The organism is Sorangiineae bacterium MSr11367, assembly GCA_037157805.1.
Classification (GTDB): domain Bacteria; phylum Myxococcota_A; class Polyangia; order Polyangiales; family Polyangiaceae; genus Pendulispora; species Pendulispora rubella.
In genome coordinates, this window is record CP089983.1 from 9,797,936 (window position 1) to 9,817,059 (window position 19,124).

Annotated in this window: 13 protein-coding genes; 7 read left to right on the forward strand and 6 right to left on the reverse strand. The window is 60.7% G+C overall.

The window, feature by feature from the left end:
* Positions 1-307 precede the first annotated feature (307 nt).
* The 5 genes from LVJ94_37750 (at position 308) to LVJ94_37770 (ending at position 6,612) form a co-directional block, all read left to right on the forward strand.
* Positions 308-1,330 carry a hypothetical protein gene (locus LVJ94_37750; GenBank protein ID WXB02649.1) on the forward strand — a complete coding sequence of 341 codons (1,023 nt, stop codon included), beginning with the start codon at positions 308-310 and terminating at the stop codon, positions 1,328-1,330.
* A gap of 266 nt (positions 1,331-1,596) precedes the next feature.
* Positions 1,597-3,219, forward strand: a complete 1,623-nt coding sequence (locus tag LVJ94_37755; GenBank protein WXB02650.1) for an NAD(P)-binding protein — start codon at positions 1,597-1,599, stop codon at positions 3,217-3,219.
* Positions 3,220-3,725: 506 nt separating this feature from the next.
* Positions 3,726-3,956, forward strand: a complete 231-nt coding sequence (locus LVJ94_37760) for a hypothetical protein (GenBank protein WXB02651.1) — start codon at positions 3,726-3,728, stop codon at positions 3,954-3,956.
* A gap of 149 nt (positions 3,957-4,105) precedes the next feature.
* Positions 4,106-5,647 (forward strand): arylsulfatase, encoded by a 1,542-nt coding sequence (locus LVJ94_37765; GenBank protein ID WXB02652.1) that lies wholly within the window; start codon positions 4,106-4,108, stop codon positions 5,645-5,647.
* A gap of 113 nt (positions 5,648-5,760) precedes the next feature.
* On the forward strand, positions 5,761-6,612 hold the full coding sequence (locus LVJ94_37770; protein WXB02653.1) for a formylglycine-generating enzyme family protein: 852 nt from the start codon (positions 5,761-5,763) through the stop codon (positions 6,610-6,612).
* 381 nt (positions 6,613-6,993) lie between these two features.
* Here LVJ94_37770 and LVJ94_37775 read toward each other — a convergent pair whose 3' ends face one another.
* A complete protein-coding gene (locus LVJ94_37775) occupies positions 6,994-10,323 on the reverse strand; it encodes a type 2 lantipeptide synthetase LanM family protein (GenBank protein WXB02654.1) in 3,330 nt (1,109 codons plus the stop codon).
* Positions 10,324-10,457: 134 nt separating this feature from the next.
* Here LVJ94_37775 and LVJ94_37780 point away from each other — a divergent pair, with 134 nt between their 5' ends.
* On the forward strand, positions 10,458-12,056 hold the full coding sequence (locus LVJ94_37780) for a protein kinase (GenBank protein WXB02655.1): 1,599 nt from the start codon (positions 10,458-10,460) through the stop codon (positions 12,054-12,056).
* A 13-nt stretch (positions 12,057-12,069) separates the two neighbouring features.
* Here LVJ94_37780 and LVJ94_37785 read toward each other — a convergent pair whose 3' ends face one another.
* From LVJ94_37785 to LVJ94_37800, 4 genes are all read right to left on the reverse strand, one after another.
* Positions 12,070-12,858: an enoyl-CoA hydratase/isomerase gene (locus LVJ94_37785; protein WXB02656.1), complete on the reverse strand. Its 789-nt coding sequence runs from the start codon at positions 12,856-12,858 to the stop codon at positions 12,070-12,072.
* Positions 12,846-14,105: a hydroxymethylglutaryl-CoA synthase family protein gene (locus LVJ94_37790; GenBank protein ID WXB02657.1), complete on the reverse strand. Its 1,260-nt coding sequence runs from the start codon at positions 14,103-14,105 to the stop codon at positions 12,846-12,848. Before LVJ94_37790 ends, LVJ94_37785 begins: the two co-directional genes overlap by 13 nt.
* A 117-nt stretch (positions 14,106-14,222) precedes the next feature.
* The gene (fabD, locus tag LVJ94_37795; GenBank protein WXB02658.1) at positions 14,223-15,374 is read right to left on the reverse strand and encodes an ACP S-malonyltransferase; all 1,152 of its coding nucleotides are present in this window, start codon (positions 15,372-15,374) and stop codon (positions 14,223-14,225) included.
* Between the two features lie 226 nt (positions 15,375-15,600).
* Positions 15,601-15,864, reverse strand: a complete 264-nt coding sequence (locus tag LVJ94_37800) for an acyl carrier protein (GenBank protein ID WXB02659.1) — start codon at positions 15,862-15,864, stop codon at positions 15,601-15,603.
* 88 nt (positions 15,865-15,952) lie between these two features.
* Between LVJ94_37800 and LVJ94_37805 the strand changes: the two genes are divergently transcribed.
* Positions 15,953-17,230, forward strand: coding sequence for a hypothetical protein (locus LVJ94_37805; GenBank protein WXB02660.1), 1,278 nt, complete (start codon positions 15,953-15,955; stop codon positions 17,228-17,230).
* Positions 17,231-17,267: 37 nt separating this feature from the next.
* On the opposite strand, the gene LVJ94_37810 is transcribed toward LVJ94_37805, so the two are convergent.
* Positions 17,268-19,058: an AMP-binding protein gene (locus tag LVJ94_37810; protein WXB02661.1), complete on the reverse strand. Its 1,791-nt coding sequence runs from the start codon at positions 19,056-19,058 to the stop codon at positions 17,268-17,270.
* Positions 19,059-19,124 lie beyond the last annotated feature (66 nt).

Here is a 19,124-nt window from a genome sequence, read left to right on the forward strand (position 1 = left end):
ACCAACGTCCCTGCGCCCTCGGTGCTCCGCTTGCTGCGGACGCTCGCCAGCGTGGGGATTTTCATCGAGCTCGACGACGGCAGATTTGCGAACACCCGGTTGTCCCACTTCCTTCGTGCTGAGAGTAGCAATTCGATGAACGAACGCCCCCTTACATCGAAGAAATATTCTTCCACTTCAAAGTGACCACGTGCTGGCGTCTACGCCCCCTCGGACGTATCGAGGGGCTCAACCACATATCCCATCACCTCCTCATAGAAACCTCTAGCAGTCATAAGACTCGTATTCATCGGAAGGAAACGCTCGCATGTCATCTGCCAACCAGTCAAAACCCTCCCAGACTCTGACCGACACTCTACTGGGGGCGCGAGGTGCGCACGCGTTGCACGCGGCCACGAAATTCGGCTTTGCCGACCTTCTCGCCTCGGAGCCGAAGACGTCGGACGAACTTGCTCGACTCACCAACACCCATGCCCCGTCGGTACTCCGCCTGCTGCGGGCGCTCGCCAGCTTGGGTATCTTCGCCGAGCAAGACGACGGCAGATTTGCGAATACGGCGTCGTCCGAGTTGCTTCGCACCGACAATCCGAATTCGATGCGCGATAGCGTCCTGTTTCTTCATCACGACATCATGGCTCAGGCGTGGACGAAGCTGCCCGCCGCCATCGAAACCGGAAAGCCGGCATTCGATCTGCACTATGGCGAGAACCTTTGGCAGTACACGTCGAAGCATCCCGAGGCGGCCTCGGTGTTCAATGCCGGCATGACGTCCTTTTCGACCTTGTCCGCCGCCGCGGTGGCCAATGCGTACGATTTCTCGGACATCGGCACGCTATGCGACCTCGGTGGCGGTCGAGGCATCTTGCTCGCCACGATTCTGGCGAAGCATCCGCATCTGAAGGGTATTCTCTTCGACCAACCGCACGTGATCACCTCCGCCGGAAAGGGCCACGATCGCTGGGACGCGATCAAAGACCGTTGTCAGGCCGTGGGCGGAAACTTCTTCGAGTCGGTGCCGGCGGCCGATGCTTACGTGATGAAGAGCGTCATTCACGATTGGACCGACGAAGAGTCCGTGCGCATCTTCCAGACGGTGCAGCGCGCCACGAAGCCCGGCCAGAAGCTTCTCTTGGTCGAGGCCATCATTCAACCCGGAAATGGCCCCGACATCGGCAAGATCGTCGATCTCGGTATGATGATCATGACGGGCAACGGCCGCGAACGCACCGAGAAGGAGTACGCGAAGATCTTGGACGCGGGTGGCTTCGACCTGGTGCGCCTCGTACCAACCACGTCGTACAGTTACGTCATCGAATCGCGCCGGCGATGAGTCGCCATTGCCCCGGCTTCCGTACGCTCGGAGACGAGAGACGGAAGCCGGAAGCCAGGTCGTGAAATTCGTTCCAGCAGAAATCCTTGATTCGTCGATACGAATATCTTTTGCCGATATCCAATACAATCGATAGGACCTGGATGATGTTCGCTTGACGAGACTCAGGTACTAGTTATGATTGAGTCTGGCAGTACCAAACACTGCAATCCCTGTGGGCCGCGATAGGGCGCGCCGCAGCATAAAGTATATCCGAGAGGTGAGGGATGGAAAGAGTAGCGGTCGTGGGCGCTGGGATGGCCGGTCTGGTGACGGCCAAGGAAGTCCTCGAAGAGGGCTCGGAGGTCGTTCTTTTCGAAGAAGAGGCCAAGATCGGAGGAGTGTTCTCGACGGGCCTCGGCTACGACCGAATGCACCTCACGGTGTCCAATTACTTCATGGCCTTTTCGTCCTTGCCCCCTCCCGAGGATCAGGGCCGCTACTTCTGGAGCCGCGCGGAGTATGTGCAATATCTCGAGCGGTTCACGGACAAGTTCGACCTCAAGAAGCACACCCGCACCAGTACCAAGGTAACGGGGATATTCAGAAATCCCGACGGCACGTTCCGCGTGGCGAGCATGGGACCGCTCGGACCGCGGGAGGAGAACTTCACGGCGGTGGCCATTTGTCGCGGTGCCTTTCGTCGCGTGGCGCCTCGCATGATTCCGTTGGAAGGGAACTATACTGGAGAGATCGTCCACACCGCGGACTGGTCTGGCCCCGAGCAATTTCGCGGCAAGCGGGTCGTCTGTGTTGGAATGGGCGAGACATCGGCCGACATTACGAAGTGGATTTCGGATGTTGCGCAAGAGTGCTGGCTCTCGATGCGCTCCTACCCTCTGCTCATCGAGCGGTATCCCTACGGCGGTGCCGACACCAACGACGCATTTTCGACGAGGGTCCTTCATTGGGGAGACCACATTCGAACCGTCACGGCCCTCAAAGAGAGGTTGCTGCACTATTCGCCCGAGATGCCTGCGCGCAACCGCCTCGTCCTTGAGTGGCTTTCCAAGTCGAAGGGTGGACGGTTCCTCCAGAAGAACGACGTGTTCATCGACAACGTTCTAAGCGGAGCGATCAAACCCACCATCGGCGGCATCGAGCGATGCGAGGGCAAGCGAATTTACTTCAAGGACGGGCAGAGCACCGAAGCTGACATCGTCATGCTTTGCACGGGTTACGAAGAGGGGTCCATTCCATCGGATTGGGTCGAGGGTCTCGAGATCCCCGACGTGAGGCACCTCTACAAGCATATGTTTCATCCCGACACGGGCCGGCGACTTGCATTCATCGGCTGGGCGCGCCCCGTTCAAGGCGGCATACCCGCTGCAGCGGAAATGCAAGCCCGTCTGTTCGCGCGCGCGTGCAGCGGAAAGTGGGATCTTCCGCAAGGAACCGAACTGCACGACAAGATCGCCGCCGACGTTGCCAGAGAAACAGCGCTGACCAACGGCATTCCGTACATGCGCACGCTCGTCCGATATACGGACTACATGGATGACGTGGCCAACCTCGTTGGATGCAACCCCAAGCTGGAAGACTTCCTCGACGATCCCGATCTGTTGTACCGCCTCGCGTGCGGCTCCAATATCGCACCCTGCTACAGATTGGTTGGTCCACATGCAGATCCCGAGGGCGCCCGAAAGGTCATCATGCGCGTCCCCGTTGCCATGGAGAAGAGCGTCCCTCATCGAGACATTTTCGATCAACTGATCCCGCACAACCTCGTGGGCCGGGTTCCCGCGGAGAAGCTCGACCAAATCGTATCCGTCCTCAAATCGCGTTTCACGAACGCGTGGGAGGGAAGGCCGACCACGTACGTGCAGGCAACCCCTCCCTCCTTCTCGTAACCATGGCTGCGTGACGAGCGTGCGCCACGCCAAGTTCCGGGAGGTGCCACATGAAGCTGTAAGAAAGCGTTACCCCCCTTGGCGAGCAGGTGTCCGCGAACAGTATCATCGCGTCGCAAAAGGAAGAAGAACCGCCAGGACGCCAAAAGAGTGTCGCCAGGTGGCGATCCTGGCAGCCTTTGGCGTTCTTGGCGGTTTCCTTCTTCATATTCCAGAATTGTGCTCGCCCATCTGAAAATCATCGGTAAATTGCCAACTTCTTCTTAGGAACAACGCATGAATCCCGCGAAGAAAGCCATCCACCCTCCTTCGCCCGAAAGGGCGGCGGAGCCACGCCGACCCCAAGAGCCGCCATCCAGGGACGCGGCGGAAGAGTTCGTCCCGGATGACGACCTTTACGCCAACATGCCTTGCACGGATTGAAATAGACAGTCTCTGCAAGACCTGACTTATTCGATTCTCTCGCTCGGTCGTTCCGCGAATCTCCCGGGACGAGGAGAACATCCATGCAGCAGGAACAAGATTCTGTTCGGAGTATTCGTATCCTAGCGAAGAGCGTATTCCGCAACCTCCAGGGGCAAGGATACGAGCGCGTCCAACTCATCCGATTTGCGAGCGAACTCCTCGAGCTGATTGGCTCCAAGGAACCGCTTCCGTCGGCGGGCGACGATTCACGGCTCGCGGAGGACGATTCTCCCAAAAGCGCGCGCCTCATCGGAGCGCAGGATGCGACGTGACGTCGATCGTGCGATCGGCCATACTTTGTCTGGGTCTCGTCGTTTCTCTCTCGTGCTCGAGTACGGACGAAACCAAGGGCACGATCGACGATGAACGGAATGCCCTCGTAGGTGAGGATGGGGCACCACGAAGGCGTCCGAATATTTTGATGATTCTGGCCGATGATCTGGGTTATTCCGACATCGGGGCTCTTGGCGGCGAAATCTCCACGCCCAATCTCGACGCGCTCGCGGCCACGGGTCGCATCCTCACGGATTACTATGCCGCGGCCACGTGCTCGCCCACCCGGTCCGAGCTGCTCTCCGGAACGGATCATCACCTCGCAGGCCTTGGTTCGATGGCCGAGGTGCTGCTTCCTTCGCAGCGAGGGAAGCCTGGCTACGAGGGGTATTTGAACGAGCGTTCCCTATCCATTGCAAAGCTTCTGCAGGATGGTGGATACCACACGTACATGGCGGGCAAGTGGCATCTCGGGCTCGAGGAAGATCAGAGCCCCAAGGCGCGCGGATTCGAATCGTCGTTCGCATTGCTCGGTGGTGGCGGGTCGCACTTCGCGCCCGTGCCCGGAAAGCCCATGCCGTACGATGACGTGAAGTATCGAGAGAACGGTACCCTCACCACTGTCCCCGCGGACTTTTTTTCGACGACGTTCTACACCGACAAGCTTATCTCGTACATCGACGAGCATGCAGGCGACGGGAAACCGTTCTTCGCCTACGCGGCCTACACGGCTCCGCATTGGCCCCTTCAGGCGCCGCCCGACATGATCGATCGCTACCGTGGACGATACGACGGTGGGTTCGAGCCCGCCCGGTTGAAGCGCATCGCGCGGTTGAAGCAACTCGGTGTCGTTCCGGTAGCATTCGAGCCGAATCCGCCACTGCCTTCGACGGCGGAAAACCCCAGATGGGACGCTCTGACCGAAGAGCAGAAGATGTTCTCGGCCCGCACCATGGAAGTGTATGCCGCCATGGTCGAGCATCTCGACGCGAACATCGGCCGATTGCTGCAGCATCTGCGCGATATTGGCGAGTACGACGACACGTTCGTGTTCTTCCAATCGGACAACGGCGCAGAGGGAAGCGCGTTTACTTTTCCGAATGGACCGAATGCCGACAATTCGCACGAGAATATCGGGCGTCCACTCTCGAATATCAACTACGGCGCCCGCTGGGCCGAGGTGAGCGCTGCTCCGTACAGGCTCTGGAAAGGGCATTCGACCGAAGGCGGCGTTCGCGTGCCGGCCATTGCACACCTGCCGCGGCGGATCGGTTGTCGCGCAGCATTCCGAGGGCTCTCGCGAACCTTGGATCTTGCGCCCACCTTTCTCCAGATGGCCAACATTCCAAATCCTGGCTCCCGATACGACGGGAAAGAGGTAAATCCGATCACCGGATTTTCGATGCTGAACGGCTTGAGAGGTAACGCCACGAGGGTGCGCCCGGCCGGCAGCGTTCTGGCCGACGAGCTATTTGGCGATCGATACGTGCGGCGGGACCAGTGGAAGCTCACGTGGGTCGAAGCCCCGGCGGGCTCGGGAGGATGGCAGCTGTTCAATCTTGCGACGGATGGGGCCGAGGCTCACGACAAGGCGGCGGAAGAGCCGGTGATTTTCCAAGAGCTGCAAGCCGAGTGGCGCAAATACAAACGAGCGAAGGGCGTCATTCCGGGGGGCACGGGGGCGCCGTGAGGCGGATCATCCTCGCGACCGCGTTGATAACGGCCGTGAGTGTAGGCGCCGTGTGGGCTCGCGCCCGGCCCCGCGCCCCTTCGCCACGTCTCGGCTCCGCCGTCGATTGCGGTATGTACAGCGGTCTCCCTCCCGATTGGGGCGCATCGCCGACGGCCGGTATGGTTTACGTCGAAGGGGGGGAATTCGTCCCCGGGAGCATGCACGGATATGCCGATGAACGCCCTGCAGGTGCGGTCCGCGTGGGCGGCTTCTTCCTCGACCGTACGGAGGTGACGAATGCCCAATTCGCAGCCTTCGTCGTCGGCACGGGGTACGTGACGGCCGCCGAAAGACGCGGCGGGGGCGCCGTGTTTCGCCAGCCCACCCGCGCCGCGATTGGCGAAGGACCAAACCCCTGGTGGCACGACGAACGCGGTGCCAATTGGCGTCACCCCGATGGCCCGTCGAGTGAAGTGGCCAGTCGCGGCAACGAGCCGGTCGTGCAGCTCACTCTGGAGGACGCCACCGCCTATGCGCAATGGCTCGGGCGACGGCTGCCCACCGAAGCCGAATGGGAGCTGGCGGCGCGGGCGGGCCTCACGGGCGAGGAGCTCGATCGCGCCCCGACGACCCGGGAAGGAAGGCCCGGGGCGAACTTTTGGCAAGGTGAGTTCCCCGTCGAGAACCTCGCCCAAGACGGCTACGTGGGGCGCGCCCCCGTCGGTTGCTTTCCCGCGAACGGATTGGGCCTCTACGACATGATCGGGAATGTCTGGGAGTGGACGAGCGATTCCTATCGAGGGCCGCACGAGCCCCAAGAAGATGCGCCGGAGCACGCCTCGGTGGAGCTCCGTGTGATCAAGGGCGGCTCGTACCTATGCGCATCGAACTTCTGCGCCCGCCATCGCGCGACGGCAAGGCACCCGCAAGACGCTGGCCTCGGCGCCGCCCATCTGGGCTTTCGCACGGCCAAGTCGGATTGAGCGACTCCACATTTCGCAGTACGACAACGGGGGCGCGGGCTTCCATCACGATGTTTCCGTCAGGAAGATCATCCGCGCCCGCCGTTGCGTTGCGCTAATTTAGATGAGACAAGCCGATCCGCAGGTGGCGCAATGTGCCGTTTCGAAATCGGTGGGCCATGCGCGATTCTCGACGGCTCCTCCCAGGAGTTCGATCGAGACGTCGGCCGAGCCCGCCGGGTTGGGGGGCATAGGGTCTTTGTTGATCCCCGTCTGGGACCCGGCCTGATTTTTCCAACTACGAATGATCATTTCTTTGTCCAAGATGCACCTCCAGTGATTACCAACTCGACGCGTGCATGATGCACGCGCAGAGACTTTTTCAACCCTCGCGCGGTTCGCCTACTTCGGTGAGGATAGGTCGAGCATCCGAGGAACCACGTCCGGCCGTGTCAGATGCAGCAGGCCGTAGCCGATGCCCGCGATGCCGGCCATGAGCGAGGGGGCTGCCGCGGGAGAGGAAAACCCACAGCGCGGGCCCAGGGACGATTCGACGGCCAAGCTCGCGTCCAATCGTTGCTCGATGGCCACGTGCCAGTTGGGTCGATCCAAGACATTGGCCGCGTGCCGAAGGATCATGAGATTTCCGAGTTCGCCGTGGCAAAGCACATGGTTTTCTCGGGCGGGGCTCGCAAGCACGGTCTTCACCGCCGTCTCCACCTCGGTGCGGGCAGTTGCGTCGGGCGCTCCTGCAAGGATACCAAGACGGGAGAGGGCGATCCCGGGCGCGCCATGGCACCAGGCCAGCATGAAGCGATCACCCACCTCGTCGCGCAAATCGGGCCAATTGCCTGCGGAAACATCGAAGTGTGCTCGCTCGAACGAAAGTGCCCCCTGCGAGAGCTCGTCGAAGACGGCCGCGTCGTCGGCCAAAATGGCATGCCGTCGCAAGGTCGCGGCCAAACGAAACAATGCGCAGGCGATCCCCGCCGCGCCGTGGGAGAAGCCGAGCAACATGCGCCGGCCCGTGCCGGTATTCCACGCGGTTCCCGCGGCGGTGCGCACGGCATGGCGGCCGAGATGGCGACCCGCGGTCACGGCCACGTCGAGCGCACGCGGCTCGGAGGTGGCCTCGTGGAGCGTCAGCAGCGCAAGGATGGCGCCCGCCGCTCCATGCATCACGTCAAGCTTCGTATCGCGCCCAAGTGCCTCCTCGACCCCATCGAGCAGCCCGTGCAACGTGGCCGCGCGCGGCAGCTGGGCATCGTCGTGCCAGCATTTTCGGAGAAGGACGAGCGCGTAAAGGCCAGACATCGCGCCGATGAACCCACCGGCGGGCCGCAACATCGCGGACTCTTCCAGTGCGGTACGCGTCGCATGGGCCGCCTGCTCGGCAAGGCGCGTGAAGCGCTCCTCGTGGGCGATGGCGCCCAGATACGCGAGAAACAGCGCCACACCCGCGGTCCCACCGTAAAGGTCCGGGCCGATCGGTGCGAGCCGGAACGAGCTCTCACCGGTCACGGGATCCATTCCCAACCACGTCGCGCTGCGGGGACCTCGAATCGCACTTTTGGATAGGCTCTCTCCGATGCGCCATGCCATCTCGAGGGCTCGCGCAGCCGAGTCTTGGGCACGCGAGCGCGCCCTCGACTCGACGGGCCAATGGATGGGGCCATCGGGGTACACGGCGGAGATCGCGCCGCGGGTGATGAACACCTGCGCGTCGATTTCGCCGTCGTCGAGGCCGCGCAAACGCGCTCCGACATCGTCGAGGGCGCCGCGCGGAAAGACGTCCGCCACCCGATGGCCCCGGCTGCTCCAGAGATCGCGCGAATCGGGGCGCGCGGTGAAATACGGCACATCCCCGAGGCGCAGATCCTCCTTCTCGAACGGAATGAGGCGGCGCAACGTCGGGGACGCGGTGACCCGCCATAAGAGCTCGAACAACCGCTCACGCTCGAGCAGATCGCGCAAGCGGTCGGGATGCCTCGCTCCGCCGAGAAGCCGCAGGTACACCGCCGTGCCGCGTACGATGTGGCGCACCGGATCGTTTGCAAAGGCTGCAATGGCGCCACCGGACGCGAGAAGCTCCGCCGCGCGCGCGCCGAGGAAGCGCAACATGGCCTCGAGGCCGGCCACGAGGGCCTCCGTGTGCTGCGTCAACCGCGCAACGGCACCGGCCACGCGCGGCACGTTGTCGCCGAGGGGAAGCGTCGGATTCGGGCCCTCGACGACGCGCATGGTGTCGGTCCCGATGTCTTGCAACATGCGGCTCGCCTGAGGAGCCACCCGCGCATCGCCATCGCCCATGCCGCCGATGTTGATGCCCGCATTCACGTCGTTGCCCCACATGCGACCGGGCAGAAGTCCCGTACCGATCACCGAGTGGAGGAGGCGCACGTAGCCCAGCGAATAGGCTTCGTTGTCCGAGGGTGGGCTCGGCAGGGCCGGATGGAACAAGCTCTCCAGGTCGACGAGCACGGGATGCTCGCCACGGGCGATCAGGTTTTGATAGTGGAAATCGACGGCGTCGAGCACGTGCAAGAGCGCGAGGTACCCTCCCTGGCGCACGTAGAAGCGCTCGGCCGCCGCGTCGTTCGGGCAGTCCCCTCGCTCGACGTGCTCCATCCAGCCGTGATCGCCGCAGTCGAGCACCCCAAGGATCGGCATCTCCGGAAAATCAGGCCCGGTATGCTGGAGCGCGCCGTGGCGCAAATCGGAGAGCCGCAACTCGCCCTTTCGTGCCCCCTCGTTGCAGAACCCGAGGAGCTGTTGAAAATGCGCGTCCACGGCGAGCGAACGCGGCTTGTACACGAGCCGCTCCTTCGTCTTTGCACCCGCAGCAAGGGCGACCTTCCACACCCCACGGCCGTCGCGGTGCGGGTCGGAGATACCCCCCTCGAGCTCCACCAGCGCGAGCCGTGTCTGCGGCCGATGCAAGAGCATCGGCTGGATCCGAGGAAAATCTTCGGCCAAGTGGCCCAGCACCTCGGAGACGGCGTCCGCCCAACGCAGACAGGTCGTGCACAGCAGGCGTGCGAGCCCCTGATACTCGTCGAAGAGCCTTTCCCACTCGTCACGCCCGCGCAACAGCGTTTCGGTGTAGTAACGGCAACGCGCCTCGGGCGTGTCACCTTCCAGGCGTTCTTGGAGGCGTGCCACGTTCAGCTCCAGCACCAAGGTGCGCGAGGCCAGCCAGAGAAGTCTTTCGCGTAGCTGGTTCTGTAAGCCTTTTGCGATCGCATCCCACGCGATGTCGAAGGCCGCTTCGCAGCTCGGCGCACGCTTGCGCACGCTTTCCCATCCCACGGCCACGAACCCGTCCAGCACCTCCGCAAACGGCCCCAACTCACTCCATGCCGGTTCCAACCCCATGGGCTGCCCTATCCGATCCAGGACCGCGCCCAACGTATCGTGCCAGGGCTCCTTCATCCGCGCCGCAATCTGCTCACGCAAGGCCAGCAATTGGCCAAACGCCACGCGCCCCAGGCCTTCCGCATCGAGCCGCTCGTCGAACGCCGCATCGTCCAGTGGGATCGCGTCCTGCCATGCGCGCACCACGTCACCGACCTGTTCGGGTGTGACTTCCTGCAGCAAGTCCCCCGCAGCCGAATCGCTCCATGCGCGCCGTAGTTCGGGCAAAAGGGTCGCTCGTACGAAAAAACCCGCGCGGGCGTCACGCTCGTGGTGCGTGGAGGCCGAATTCGACCGATCTCTGTCCTGGTGATCCATGTATTTTGCAACCTCGCCATGTGACTGCGAATGGGCGGCACCGAGCAATGCCTCGAATCCATCGACCCGCTGCCCTGCGCGGTTGTCACAAAATGGGCGGGGGAGGCCGCGAAGATCTACTATTCTCGCGCCCGGTGCTGAAGCCGGGAGACACGTTCGAGCGTTACACGATCGAGGCCCAACTCGGGGAGGGAGGGATGGGCTGCGTCTACCGCGCCCACGACACGCGGCTGCAGAGGCGCGTGGCCCTCAAGGTCATCTCCGAAGAGCAGCGCGATGGGCAGGTTGACGCCGAGGCCAACGCTCGCCTCCTCCGCGAGGCCCGCGTTGCGGCGGCACTCGATCATCCCAACGTCGTCTCCATCTTCGACGTCGGCGAGTACGAGGGGACGCCGTTCATCGTCATGGAGCTCGTCTCGGGTCGGACACTGCGCGACGCCGTTGGCGATGATTCCATCCCACGGGCGACGTGCGTCGCGCAGCTCGCCGACGTGGCCCGGGCGCTCGGTGTGGCGCACGAGCGAGGACTCGTCCACCGCGACATCAAGCCCGAGAACGTGATGATTCGGCAGGACGGGGTGGTGAAGGTCGTCGACTTCGGCATCGCCCGTCGCCAGCGCGGCAGCGATCCCCACGACGAAACCGAGACGCCCGCCATTCCGACGCTCACCATCGAGGGCGTCAAGCTGGGAACCCCTGTCTACATGGCTCCCGAGCAAATCCGCGGCGACGCGCTCGACGGTCGCACCGACCAGTTCGCGTGGGGCGTCGTCGCATACGAACGGCTCGCGGGGCGGCTTCCTTGGCGCGGATCGAATGATGCGATTGCCGTCATGGCGTCGGTGCTCACGGATCGCGTCGACCGCGCCCCACTCGATCAGGCCGCGGTGCCGCGGGCCATCCAGGACGTGATCCTCCGCGCCCTCGAGAAGCGCCCCGAGGACCGCTTCTCCTCCATGCACGAGGTGGTGCAGGCGCTCGATGCCGCCGTTCGCGAAGGCAGCGAGCGCGGAGCGGCGAATCGCCCGCAAACCCGTAAGCTGCCGCAGAGCGCGACCGATGCGCAGCGTTTCTCGACGGCCGAGGTCCGCGATGTGCTCGCCCAGGCCATCGAGCAGCAAGCCGAGCGCCAGGGGGCGACCAAGCTTGGCTTCGAGGAGCTCCTCGCCGTCGCGGCCGAAGTGGGTATCGACCCCGATTCCCTGCGGGAGGCCAGCCGCGCACTGCGAGCCGGCAAGCAGGAGCCGAGCGCCGCGGACCGCGATTTCGTGAGGCGGCGCGATGTCTGGATCCGCCAACAGCGCCTGAACCTCTATCGCCATGCGGGGGTCTACGGGATCGTCAACGCGGGCATCCTGGTCCTCGGCCTGGTTCTCCTGAGCTTCACCCCATGGTGGATCTGGTTCTTGCCCCTGCTTGGCTGGGGCATCGGCCTGGCCATTCACGCACTCGTCGCGCTGACATCGAGCGAGGAAGACTTCAGGGAGCACGAAGCGGGGATGACGTGGTGGCACGAGCACCAGCGGCGCCGGCGCGACGATCTCATGGCACGCAGAGCTCCCCGCGAGGCGGCGCGGATCGAGGCTTCTGCAAGGGGAGCGAGATTCGAGCGGTCACCGGCAAGGGTGCGCGTTGCACGGGTCAACACCGGCCGCGAGCGAGATGCCGAAGAGGCCGAGGAGGAGGCCGAGGCCATCGAGGAGGCGCGCCAGGGGGAGCAAAGGCGAAGGTAAGTTGGTCTCGTCGTCATTCCCAGGGAAATTTCCCTGTTTTCACATAGCGCGCGATATTTTGCAGATTGCTCGTATCGGAAAACACGGCACGATTGGTGGCGAGCGCCTGCGGCTTGGACGCGATCAAGATATCGCTCAAGCTGTTCATGTACGTTTTGTAGCGGTCAATGCTTTGCTTGGATAGCCGCCTCAGACGTAATAGGTACTTCCGCAGGAGATTGTCGCTATTGGCTTCACAGGCATCGACCAGCCCCCACTCCAGGGCCTGTTTGGCGGAGATAGGTTGAGTCATCAGGGTCATATGGTGAGCCTTGGAAAGGCCCACGCGGCGAATCAAGAACGGCAGTACACAGGCCGGAATCAGGCCGAAGAGCAGTTCGGACAGGCTGAATACCGCTTTATCGTCGGCCAGCACCACATCACAGGCGGCGACGAAGCCAACCCCACCGGCATTGGCCTTGCCGCGCACGTGAGCAATTGTCAAATAGGGGCCTCTGGCCAACTGCAACCAGAGATCATAAATAGGCTCCGGATCTTTTTGCGCCTGGTGCGATGTGCTCTCGAGGTCTGCTTGAATCTGCTGGAAGTCCGCCCCAAAACAGAAAACCTCCGGTAAACCTTCCAGGATCACGATCTTGGCGTTCTCCCTGCACAGCTCGAGTACCTGCCCGCATTCCTCGACGAGTCGATCGTTGATGGTATTGTTTGCCTCCGGGCGATGGAACTGGAGGTAGCAAATATCCTCTTCGAATCTGACGCGGAGTGTTTCGTAATCTGTCGTTGCCCGGTTCAAGATAGCCATTGATACTCCCGGTGGTATTCTTTGATCCTGGTCAAAAACAGAGTTTCTTTGCGGTGCGTGCTGACTGCCTGAGGGATAAAGCTCATATCCAGGGTCGCGTTGCGCGTACCAAATCTCACGACGCGGCTGCCGATCAGTAGATTGTCGTATTCTTCCATCGACAACTCATGGCGCCGGTCGAGTTGATCATGGATCCTAAAGCGTTGCAGACGCTCCTGCCCCTCCCTGGTGACGATACCGCTAAAAAATTCCGAGCAGCAACCGGAACCATAGGAAAAGCAGCCGATTCGCTGCGCTTGCGCAAAATCACCATTGTCGATGGTGCTTGCCACGGACAACATGGTGGTCGCCCCCATGATGTTGCCGACTCGCTGGCAGTATTTGAGGCCCGGAGTCACACGTCGCTTGAAGTCCTCTTCAATGTGTTCCGATGGCGCCTTCGCCAACGTGCGCATCAAATTGCGATGCGCTCCTTTGATCATGCCGCCAAACGGCGTGTGAAACGCCAGATAATTGAAGCTTTTTGCGTAGTCCGCGCCGTCGACGCGCTTTTGATACTCCAGGAAAGCATTCTCACAGCAATCCAGATAGGAAAGCAGCGACAAATCGGCATTCCCGGCTTCGCTGTCCGGTGCCGGTCGACAGGCGTCCATCACCTCGTAACCATAGTAGCCGTTCGCCCCTACATCGACTTGAAACACGTGGGGCGTTTCACTGACCAACATGGCCACCGCGCCGGCACCGCCGCTGGGCTCGGCGAAAGACCAGTCTTGTGTGAGCGATTCGCCCCCCTCCTCCATGATGAAACGGGAAATATCGGTGGCGATCACCAAGACTTTGGCGCCCGGTGATACCTGGGAAAGAATGAAACTAATGGCCATCTGCAAACCGGCCACGCCGGAGTAGCAGGCGTTTTTGAGCTCGAACAGCCGGCAATTGCGACTCAGTCGCAAGTAGTGATGAAAATAGGTACTCATCGACTTGCCGAAATCGAACGCCGATTCCGTGCACGTGATGACCATTTCAATCCTACCTCGCTCCTCGTCGCTGAGCGCGTCGATGATCGGTTTGGCAGCATTCACGCCGAAGGTGACCGGGTCTTCGTAGGGCAAGGCAACGGTCTTCTCCACCATCAACAGATTTTGAAATCTGGTAGTATCCAAGTTGCGGTGCTCGGCCAGCTTTCGCACATCCAGGTAGGCAGTTCCCGCGAAAACGTTCATCGCTTCAATTCCGACAGCGGTCATATCTCTTTCTCCTACAAGCTTGCTCGCCGAACTATAGATCGAAGTGTTGCTCGTCGCCGTGCGTGCCGGCCCCTCGAGCTGACAGAGCTGGCAGGGCTGACCGAGCTGGCAGGACGTTCAAGCAACCCGTCTCACCTCATCCAGCACAAAATATCCGTCATAACCTTGCAGATAGATGGCCGCACGATGTCCAAATAGCACCATCGCGGGGCTACGGGTTTTCATGAATTCCCCATATCCCTCCACCCTCACCCGAGTCCCTACGGGATGCCTCCCATTCCAGTCCTCGATCCTTCTACGCACGTCTGCCATCTTCTTCTCTTTTGCTGCCCGGAGTTCCGCTTCCGCGATCGGTTTCGCATCCCTCGCAGCCGCAGACGTCTCGATGCTTTCGTTCGAGCTCTCCTTCAGGGAGCCCGTCGGCACGAATCCTTTCCGAATGGCCGCCACCAATTTCGTCAGCACATCCCCGACGCCTAGCTCTTCGAAATCCGTTTCGCCCTGCGCCAGCAAATACTGCATACTCTCGACCCACCTCACCGGATGGGTAATCTGCTTCACCAGATAGCGGGCAACCTGGCCCTGCCGATGCGGTTTGGCCGACACGTTCGCAATCACTGGAAGTTGAAGCTTCGAAAACTTCACCGTTTCGAGGTACTCTTCGAATTCCGAAGCTGCCGCCGCCATATAGCGCGAATGGAAGGCACCGCTGGTATTCAAAGGAATGAACGTCGCACCGATCGCCTCGAAAGCGGTCTGCGACTCTTTGAGGTCGTCGAACGCCCCAGCGACCACGGTTTGCCTGGGAGAATTCATGTTGGCGATGTCGATCGTGTCCAGATGATGGCTCTTGAGACATTCAGCAACCGCCTCTGGCGAAGGCCCGACAATGGCCGCCATCGCCCCCTTGGGCGCCTGGCTCATGAGTTCACCCCGTCGTTCTACCAACTTCAAACCCTGCTCGAAGCTGAGCGCGCCCGCCGCTTGCAGAGCGTTGTATTCGCCCAAACTGTGGCCGGCAACGAAGTCGGGGAGCCTGCCCGTCACCTTCAATTTCTGCTGGTACGCCATGGCGTTGACCACGTAGAGCGCCGGCTGCGTATATTTCGTCTGCCCCAACCGTTTGTCGGAATCCTCCAGACAAAGCGCCTTGATCGAATAACCAAGGATATCGCTCGCCTGCTCTGTCATCTGCGGATACTCATCGAACAAATATCCGCCCATGCCTTTGACCTGAGAACCTTGGCCGGGAAAAAGATAACATGTCATAGCGCCTTACCTCTCATGCCGATCGTTGGAGGGCGAGCTCGCCGGGCACATCGGTCTACCTCCGAAGCAACGGATCTTTGCAACGGACTCGGCCGCGGCACGCAGGTCCAGGGGCCCTTGCAGCACTCGCCGCTCGAGCTCCCCGCCTTCGCGGGTCACGGCTTTCCCAGCAATCTTCGACCTAGAAGCGCGATCTCATTGGCGTCACGATCGATCTGCACCCATATCATTTGACCTGCATTTTCTCGTAAAATACATCGACGAGCTCCCCTATGTTGCTGACATTGCTGAATTCCATGAGCGGAATCTTCAACGCCAAATCGGCCATGGATTTCACGATCACCTCGACGCGATCAATCGAGTTGGCACCGAGGGTTTTCATACTGACATCGGAGCGAACATCGGCAGGAGCCAACTTCGTCAAAATCTCGAGAATATGCCCTCGAACAACACCGAATATCTCATCCTTCGTAACTTCGTTTCCTGACATGATCCCTCAATTTATACGAGATTTTTCCGAAACAGACAAGCGCCCGAAGCCTCTCGGCGCACCCTCAGGAGGACGCACGTAAGCACCGATGCAAAACACATTCATCACGGGAATGGGAACGGTCTGCAGCATTGCGCAGAACACGGATGAATTTTCGTCTTCGTTGCGACATGGCGTTCGTGGCATCGGGTTCTTACCGCAAGCTTCAAGCCAACCCGGCTCCGTGAATATCGGAGCCGCCATAAAGGACTTTTCGTTCAACAGACAGCTGTCGTGCAGCGATCTGCCGGCGCACATACTCGAAAAGGCGGATGAATGCGCCGGTCGAGCACCGTACCCCATTCAAACGACGGTGCTGGCCGTCTTGCAAGCCTGGCGGCAAGCCCACTTGCATGACAGACCGATCCCCGAGCACCGAATCGCCATGGTCGTTGCCAGCGACAACGCCTGCCAAGCCTATCAATACGAGTCGATGCTCCAATTTCAGCAAGCTCCCGAATACCTATCGCCACGCTACCCACTGCATGCATTGGCAACCGACTACGTCGGTACGATCAGCGAGATATTTTCCATTCAAGGTGAAGGTTTTTCTGTCGGAGGGGCCTCGGCAAGCGGCAATGTCGCCATCGTGAAGGGAATGCAGCTCCTACAACTCGGACTCGCCGACGCCTGCGTCGTCGCCGGCGCCTTGAGTGACCTATCACCGCTGGCCCTACAGGGTTTCCACAACCTTGGCGCCATGGGCGGTAAGCGATTCCACGATAAGCCAGACCAGGCCTGTCGTCCTTTTGACGAGCAACACGAAGGGTTCATCCCGGGCCAAGGTTCGGGCTGCATCATTTTGGAGTCCGAGGAGTCCATCAAGAAACGAGGCGTCCTCCAGTTCGCACGGGTACTTGGGGGGAGTCTATCGTTGGACGGAAATCGACTGGCGAATCCGAGCGAAGCAGGCGAGGCACGATCCATGCGGCTTTGCCTACAGCAAGCCGGCATCGAGCCGCACCAAGTTGACTACATCAATGCTCATGGGACCTCCTCTCCTCTAGGAGACATCACGGAGCTCGACGCCATTCGGGAAGTATTCCGCAATGAGCTCGCCGAGCTTTGGATCAATTCCACCAAAGGCCTGACCGGACACTGCCTGTTCTCCGCCGGCATCATCGAGGCCATCGCCTGCGTCGTACAAATGCAAGACGGCTTTCTGCACCCAAACATCAACCTGGACGAGCCAATCGATCGAGAGTGCCGCTTCGTCGGCGGGACCGCAATCGACGCCCGCATCGGCATTGCGATGAGTAACAGTTTCGGATTTGGCGGCATCAACAGCAGCATTCTGTTCGAAAAACAGCATCCTGGTGGGGGCTAACATCGGTTTGCTCAACGACACTGACGCAGGGGTGCGATCAAAAACCGGACACCTCCATATCCTGCATGTTCGTCAGCCGCGCGACGCAGGCCTCGTAGCCGGACGTTGCCACGATGCTATGGGTGGCGCGGTAATGGGAGATCGCCCGCAGCCAGTCCGTCTGGGGACGCACGAACGCTCCGGGTGCCATCAAGATGGTCGTGGTGCCGTTGCAGATGGGAAGAATCATACTGAACACCAGACCGAGATAACGGTAGTGCGGAACACAGGATACGGAGACGGACTGACTCGTGTAGTCCCAGTTCTCTATCTCGGCTCTGGCCTTCTCGACCAGATCGTCATGGCTCAGCGATACCACCTTGGCGTCGCCCGCGGAATCCGAGGCAATCCAGAGTGTGGCGATGTCATCCCGTTCGACCGCGATGAATTCGAAGGACTTCTGATGCTTGTCCCATAGATCACCGAGCGTCAAGAACTCGATGTCTGGCAACGAACGCTCACCGACTCGCCTCTTCGTATCATCATCGCATAATACGGCAAACCCGCCGTCCAAGGTCTCGGCGACGAGCTGAATCTTTTGCAACGTATACTCCGTCTCGACCTGATCCCCCGCCGGAATGGGGATGACGACGAGACCTGACAAGATGCACGCATAGTAAGCGATGACGAATTCTATCCCGGGGGAATAGGCCAATACCAGCTTGTCGCCCTTCTTGAAGCGCCGTTGCAGGCAGGACGCGATATTGAATACCTTGTGCCTCAGCAGCAAGAAGCTGATCTGGTCGCACTCCTCGCCGTTCTCGTCGAGATAAATGTAGGCTGGCTTTCGGGCGTTGCGCGCGGTTTGCAACGTGAAGTAATCCCTCAAGGTCGCTGGAACACTCGGGCGGTCCTCACCGTAGGCCACACCCTCGATTTCAACATCGAGATCGGAACGGCAAATATCCGCGTGCAGATAGGCTATGGGGCGGTTGGGACAATGGCGCTCACAGAGCGCCTTGACCGTGGCAAAGTCCCTCTCGTGTCGAATATAGACCTTGACCGAACTCAGGCTGTGCGCGCCATGGCCGCTATTGATCCCGTACGCGTTCAGATTGATGGCCGAGACCACGGTGTTGATATTATCGATTGAGGTCTCGACCTGTCTGGTGATGTCTCCCTGGTGGACGCTCTCGTAGCCGATAACGCTGGCGGTGCCGGAGACGAAAATATGGTACCCCCGCCCGACCTGGCTCCTGGCATAGGTGGCGCGCGCAAAACTGGGCGATCTGGGCCCATATTGTTCAGGATAGAAATAGGCGGGGGTTTGCTCCGGGTTCTCGAGGTGAATCACCTCCCCCGCCTTTTTTGCCAGGAACACGACCCCGACGTCTCCCCCCATACTTCCTATCCCCGTAGCGGCAGAAAACTCGGTATCCGCTTCGGGAAAATATTGGGTGAAAGCCTTGCTCCGGCCGGAGCAAAATACTTTGTACCGCTCATGGCCGTTTCGGTCGTCCTGATTGACCTCGGGGACATAGTTCCATATTCGGCAGATCGTGGTATAGGCCAGGCGATCCAGCAAACGAAACGTCTCCAAATACAGACGTTCGGTCTGCACCTCCAGCTGGTCGCCCTTTTCTGTGAACCCGGTTGCGACGAATAGGTATTCCCCGTCGTGCGCGATTGTCGTCGTACCCGTGGATTCATAGCGCACGGCGTTGGAGCTGTACCATATTTCGGCGACACTCTCGTCTTGCGGTCTGACCATCTGCACATATATCCGGGGCACTTCCCGGGGGAGCGGCCAGGGCTCAGCCTCGGCCTTTTGATAGATGATCGCCCCCATGATGTTTTCGGTGGCGGGTAAGGACCTCCATTCATTCAATGTGACAATGCGGGATCTCAAAGGCAG

Excerpts from the sequence above, each read along its gene's own strand:
- LVJ94_37750 (WXB02649.1), top strand. The coding sequence starts at position 308 with ATGTCATCTGCCAACCAGTCAAAACCCTCCCAGACTCTGACCGACACT.
- LVJ94_37755 (WXB02650.1), top strand. The coding sequence starts at position 1,597 with ATGGAAAGAGTAGCGGTCGTGGGCGCTGGGATGGCCGGTCTGGTGACG.
- LVJ94_37760 (WXB02651.1), top strand. The coding sequence starts at position 3,726 with ATGCAGCAGGAACAAGATTCTGTTCGGAGTATTCGTATCCTAGCGAAG.
- LVJ94_37765 (WXB02652.1), top strand. The coding sequence starts at position 4,106 with ATGATTCTGGCCGATGATCTGGGTTATTCCGACATCGGGGCTCTTGGC.
- LVJ94_37770 (WXB02653.1), top strand. The coding sequence starts at position 5,761 with ATGTACAGCGGTCTCCCTCCCGATTGGGGCGCATCGCCGACGGCCGGT.
- LVJ94_37775 (WXB02654.1), bottom strand. The coding sequence starts at position 10,323 with ATGGATCACCAGGACAGAGATCGGTCGAATTCGGCCTCCACGCACCAC.
- LVJ94_37785 (WXB02656.1), bottom strand. The coding sequence starts at position 12,858 with ATGGCTATCTTGAACCGGGCAACGACAGATTACGAAACACTCCGCGTC.
- LVJ94_37790 (WXB02657.1), bottom strand. The coding sequence starts at position 14,105 with ATGACCGCTGTCGGAATTGAAGCGATGAACGTTTTCGCGGGAACTGCC.
- fabD (WXB02658.1), bottom strand. The coding sequence starts at position 15,374 with ATGACATGTTATCTTTTTCCCGGCCAAGGTTCTCAGGTCAAAGGCATG.
- LVJ94_37800 (WXB02659.1), bottom strand. The coding sequence starts at position 15,864 with ATGTCAGGAAACGAAGTTACGAAGGATGAGATATTCGGTGTTGTTCGA.
- LVJ94_37805 (WXB02660.1), top strand. The coding sequence starts at position 15,953 with ATGCAAAACACATTCATCACGGGAATGGGAACGGTCTGCAGCATTGCG.
- LVJ94_37810 (WXB02661.1), bottom strand. The coding sequence starts at position 19,058 with ATGGGGGCGATCATCTATCAAAAGGCCGAGGCTGAGCCCTGGCCGCTC.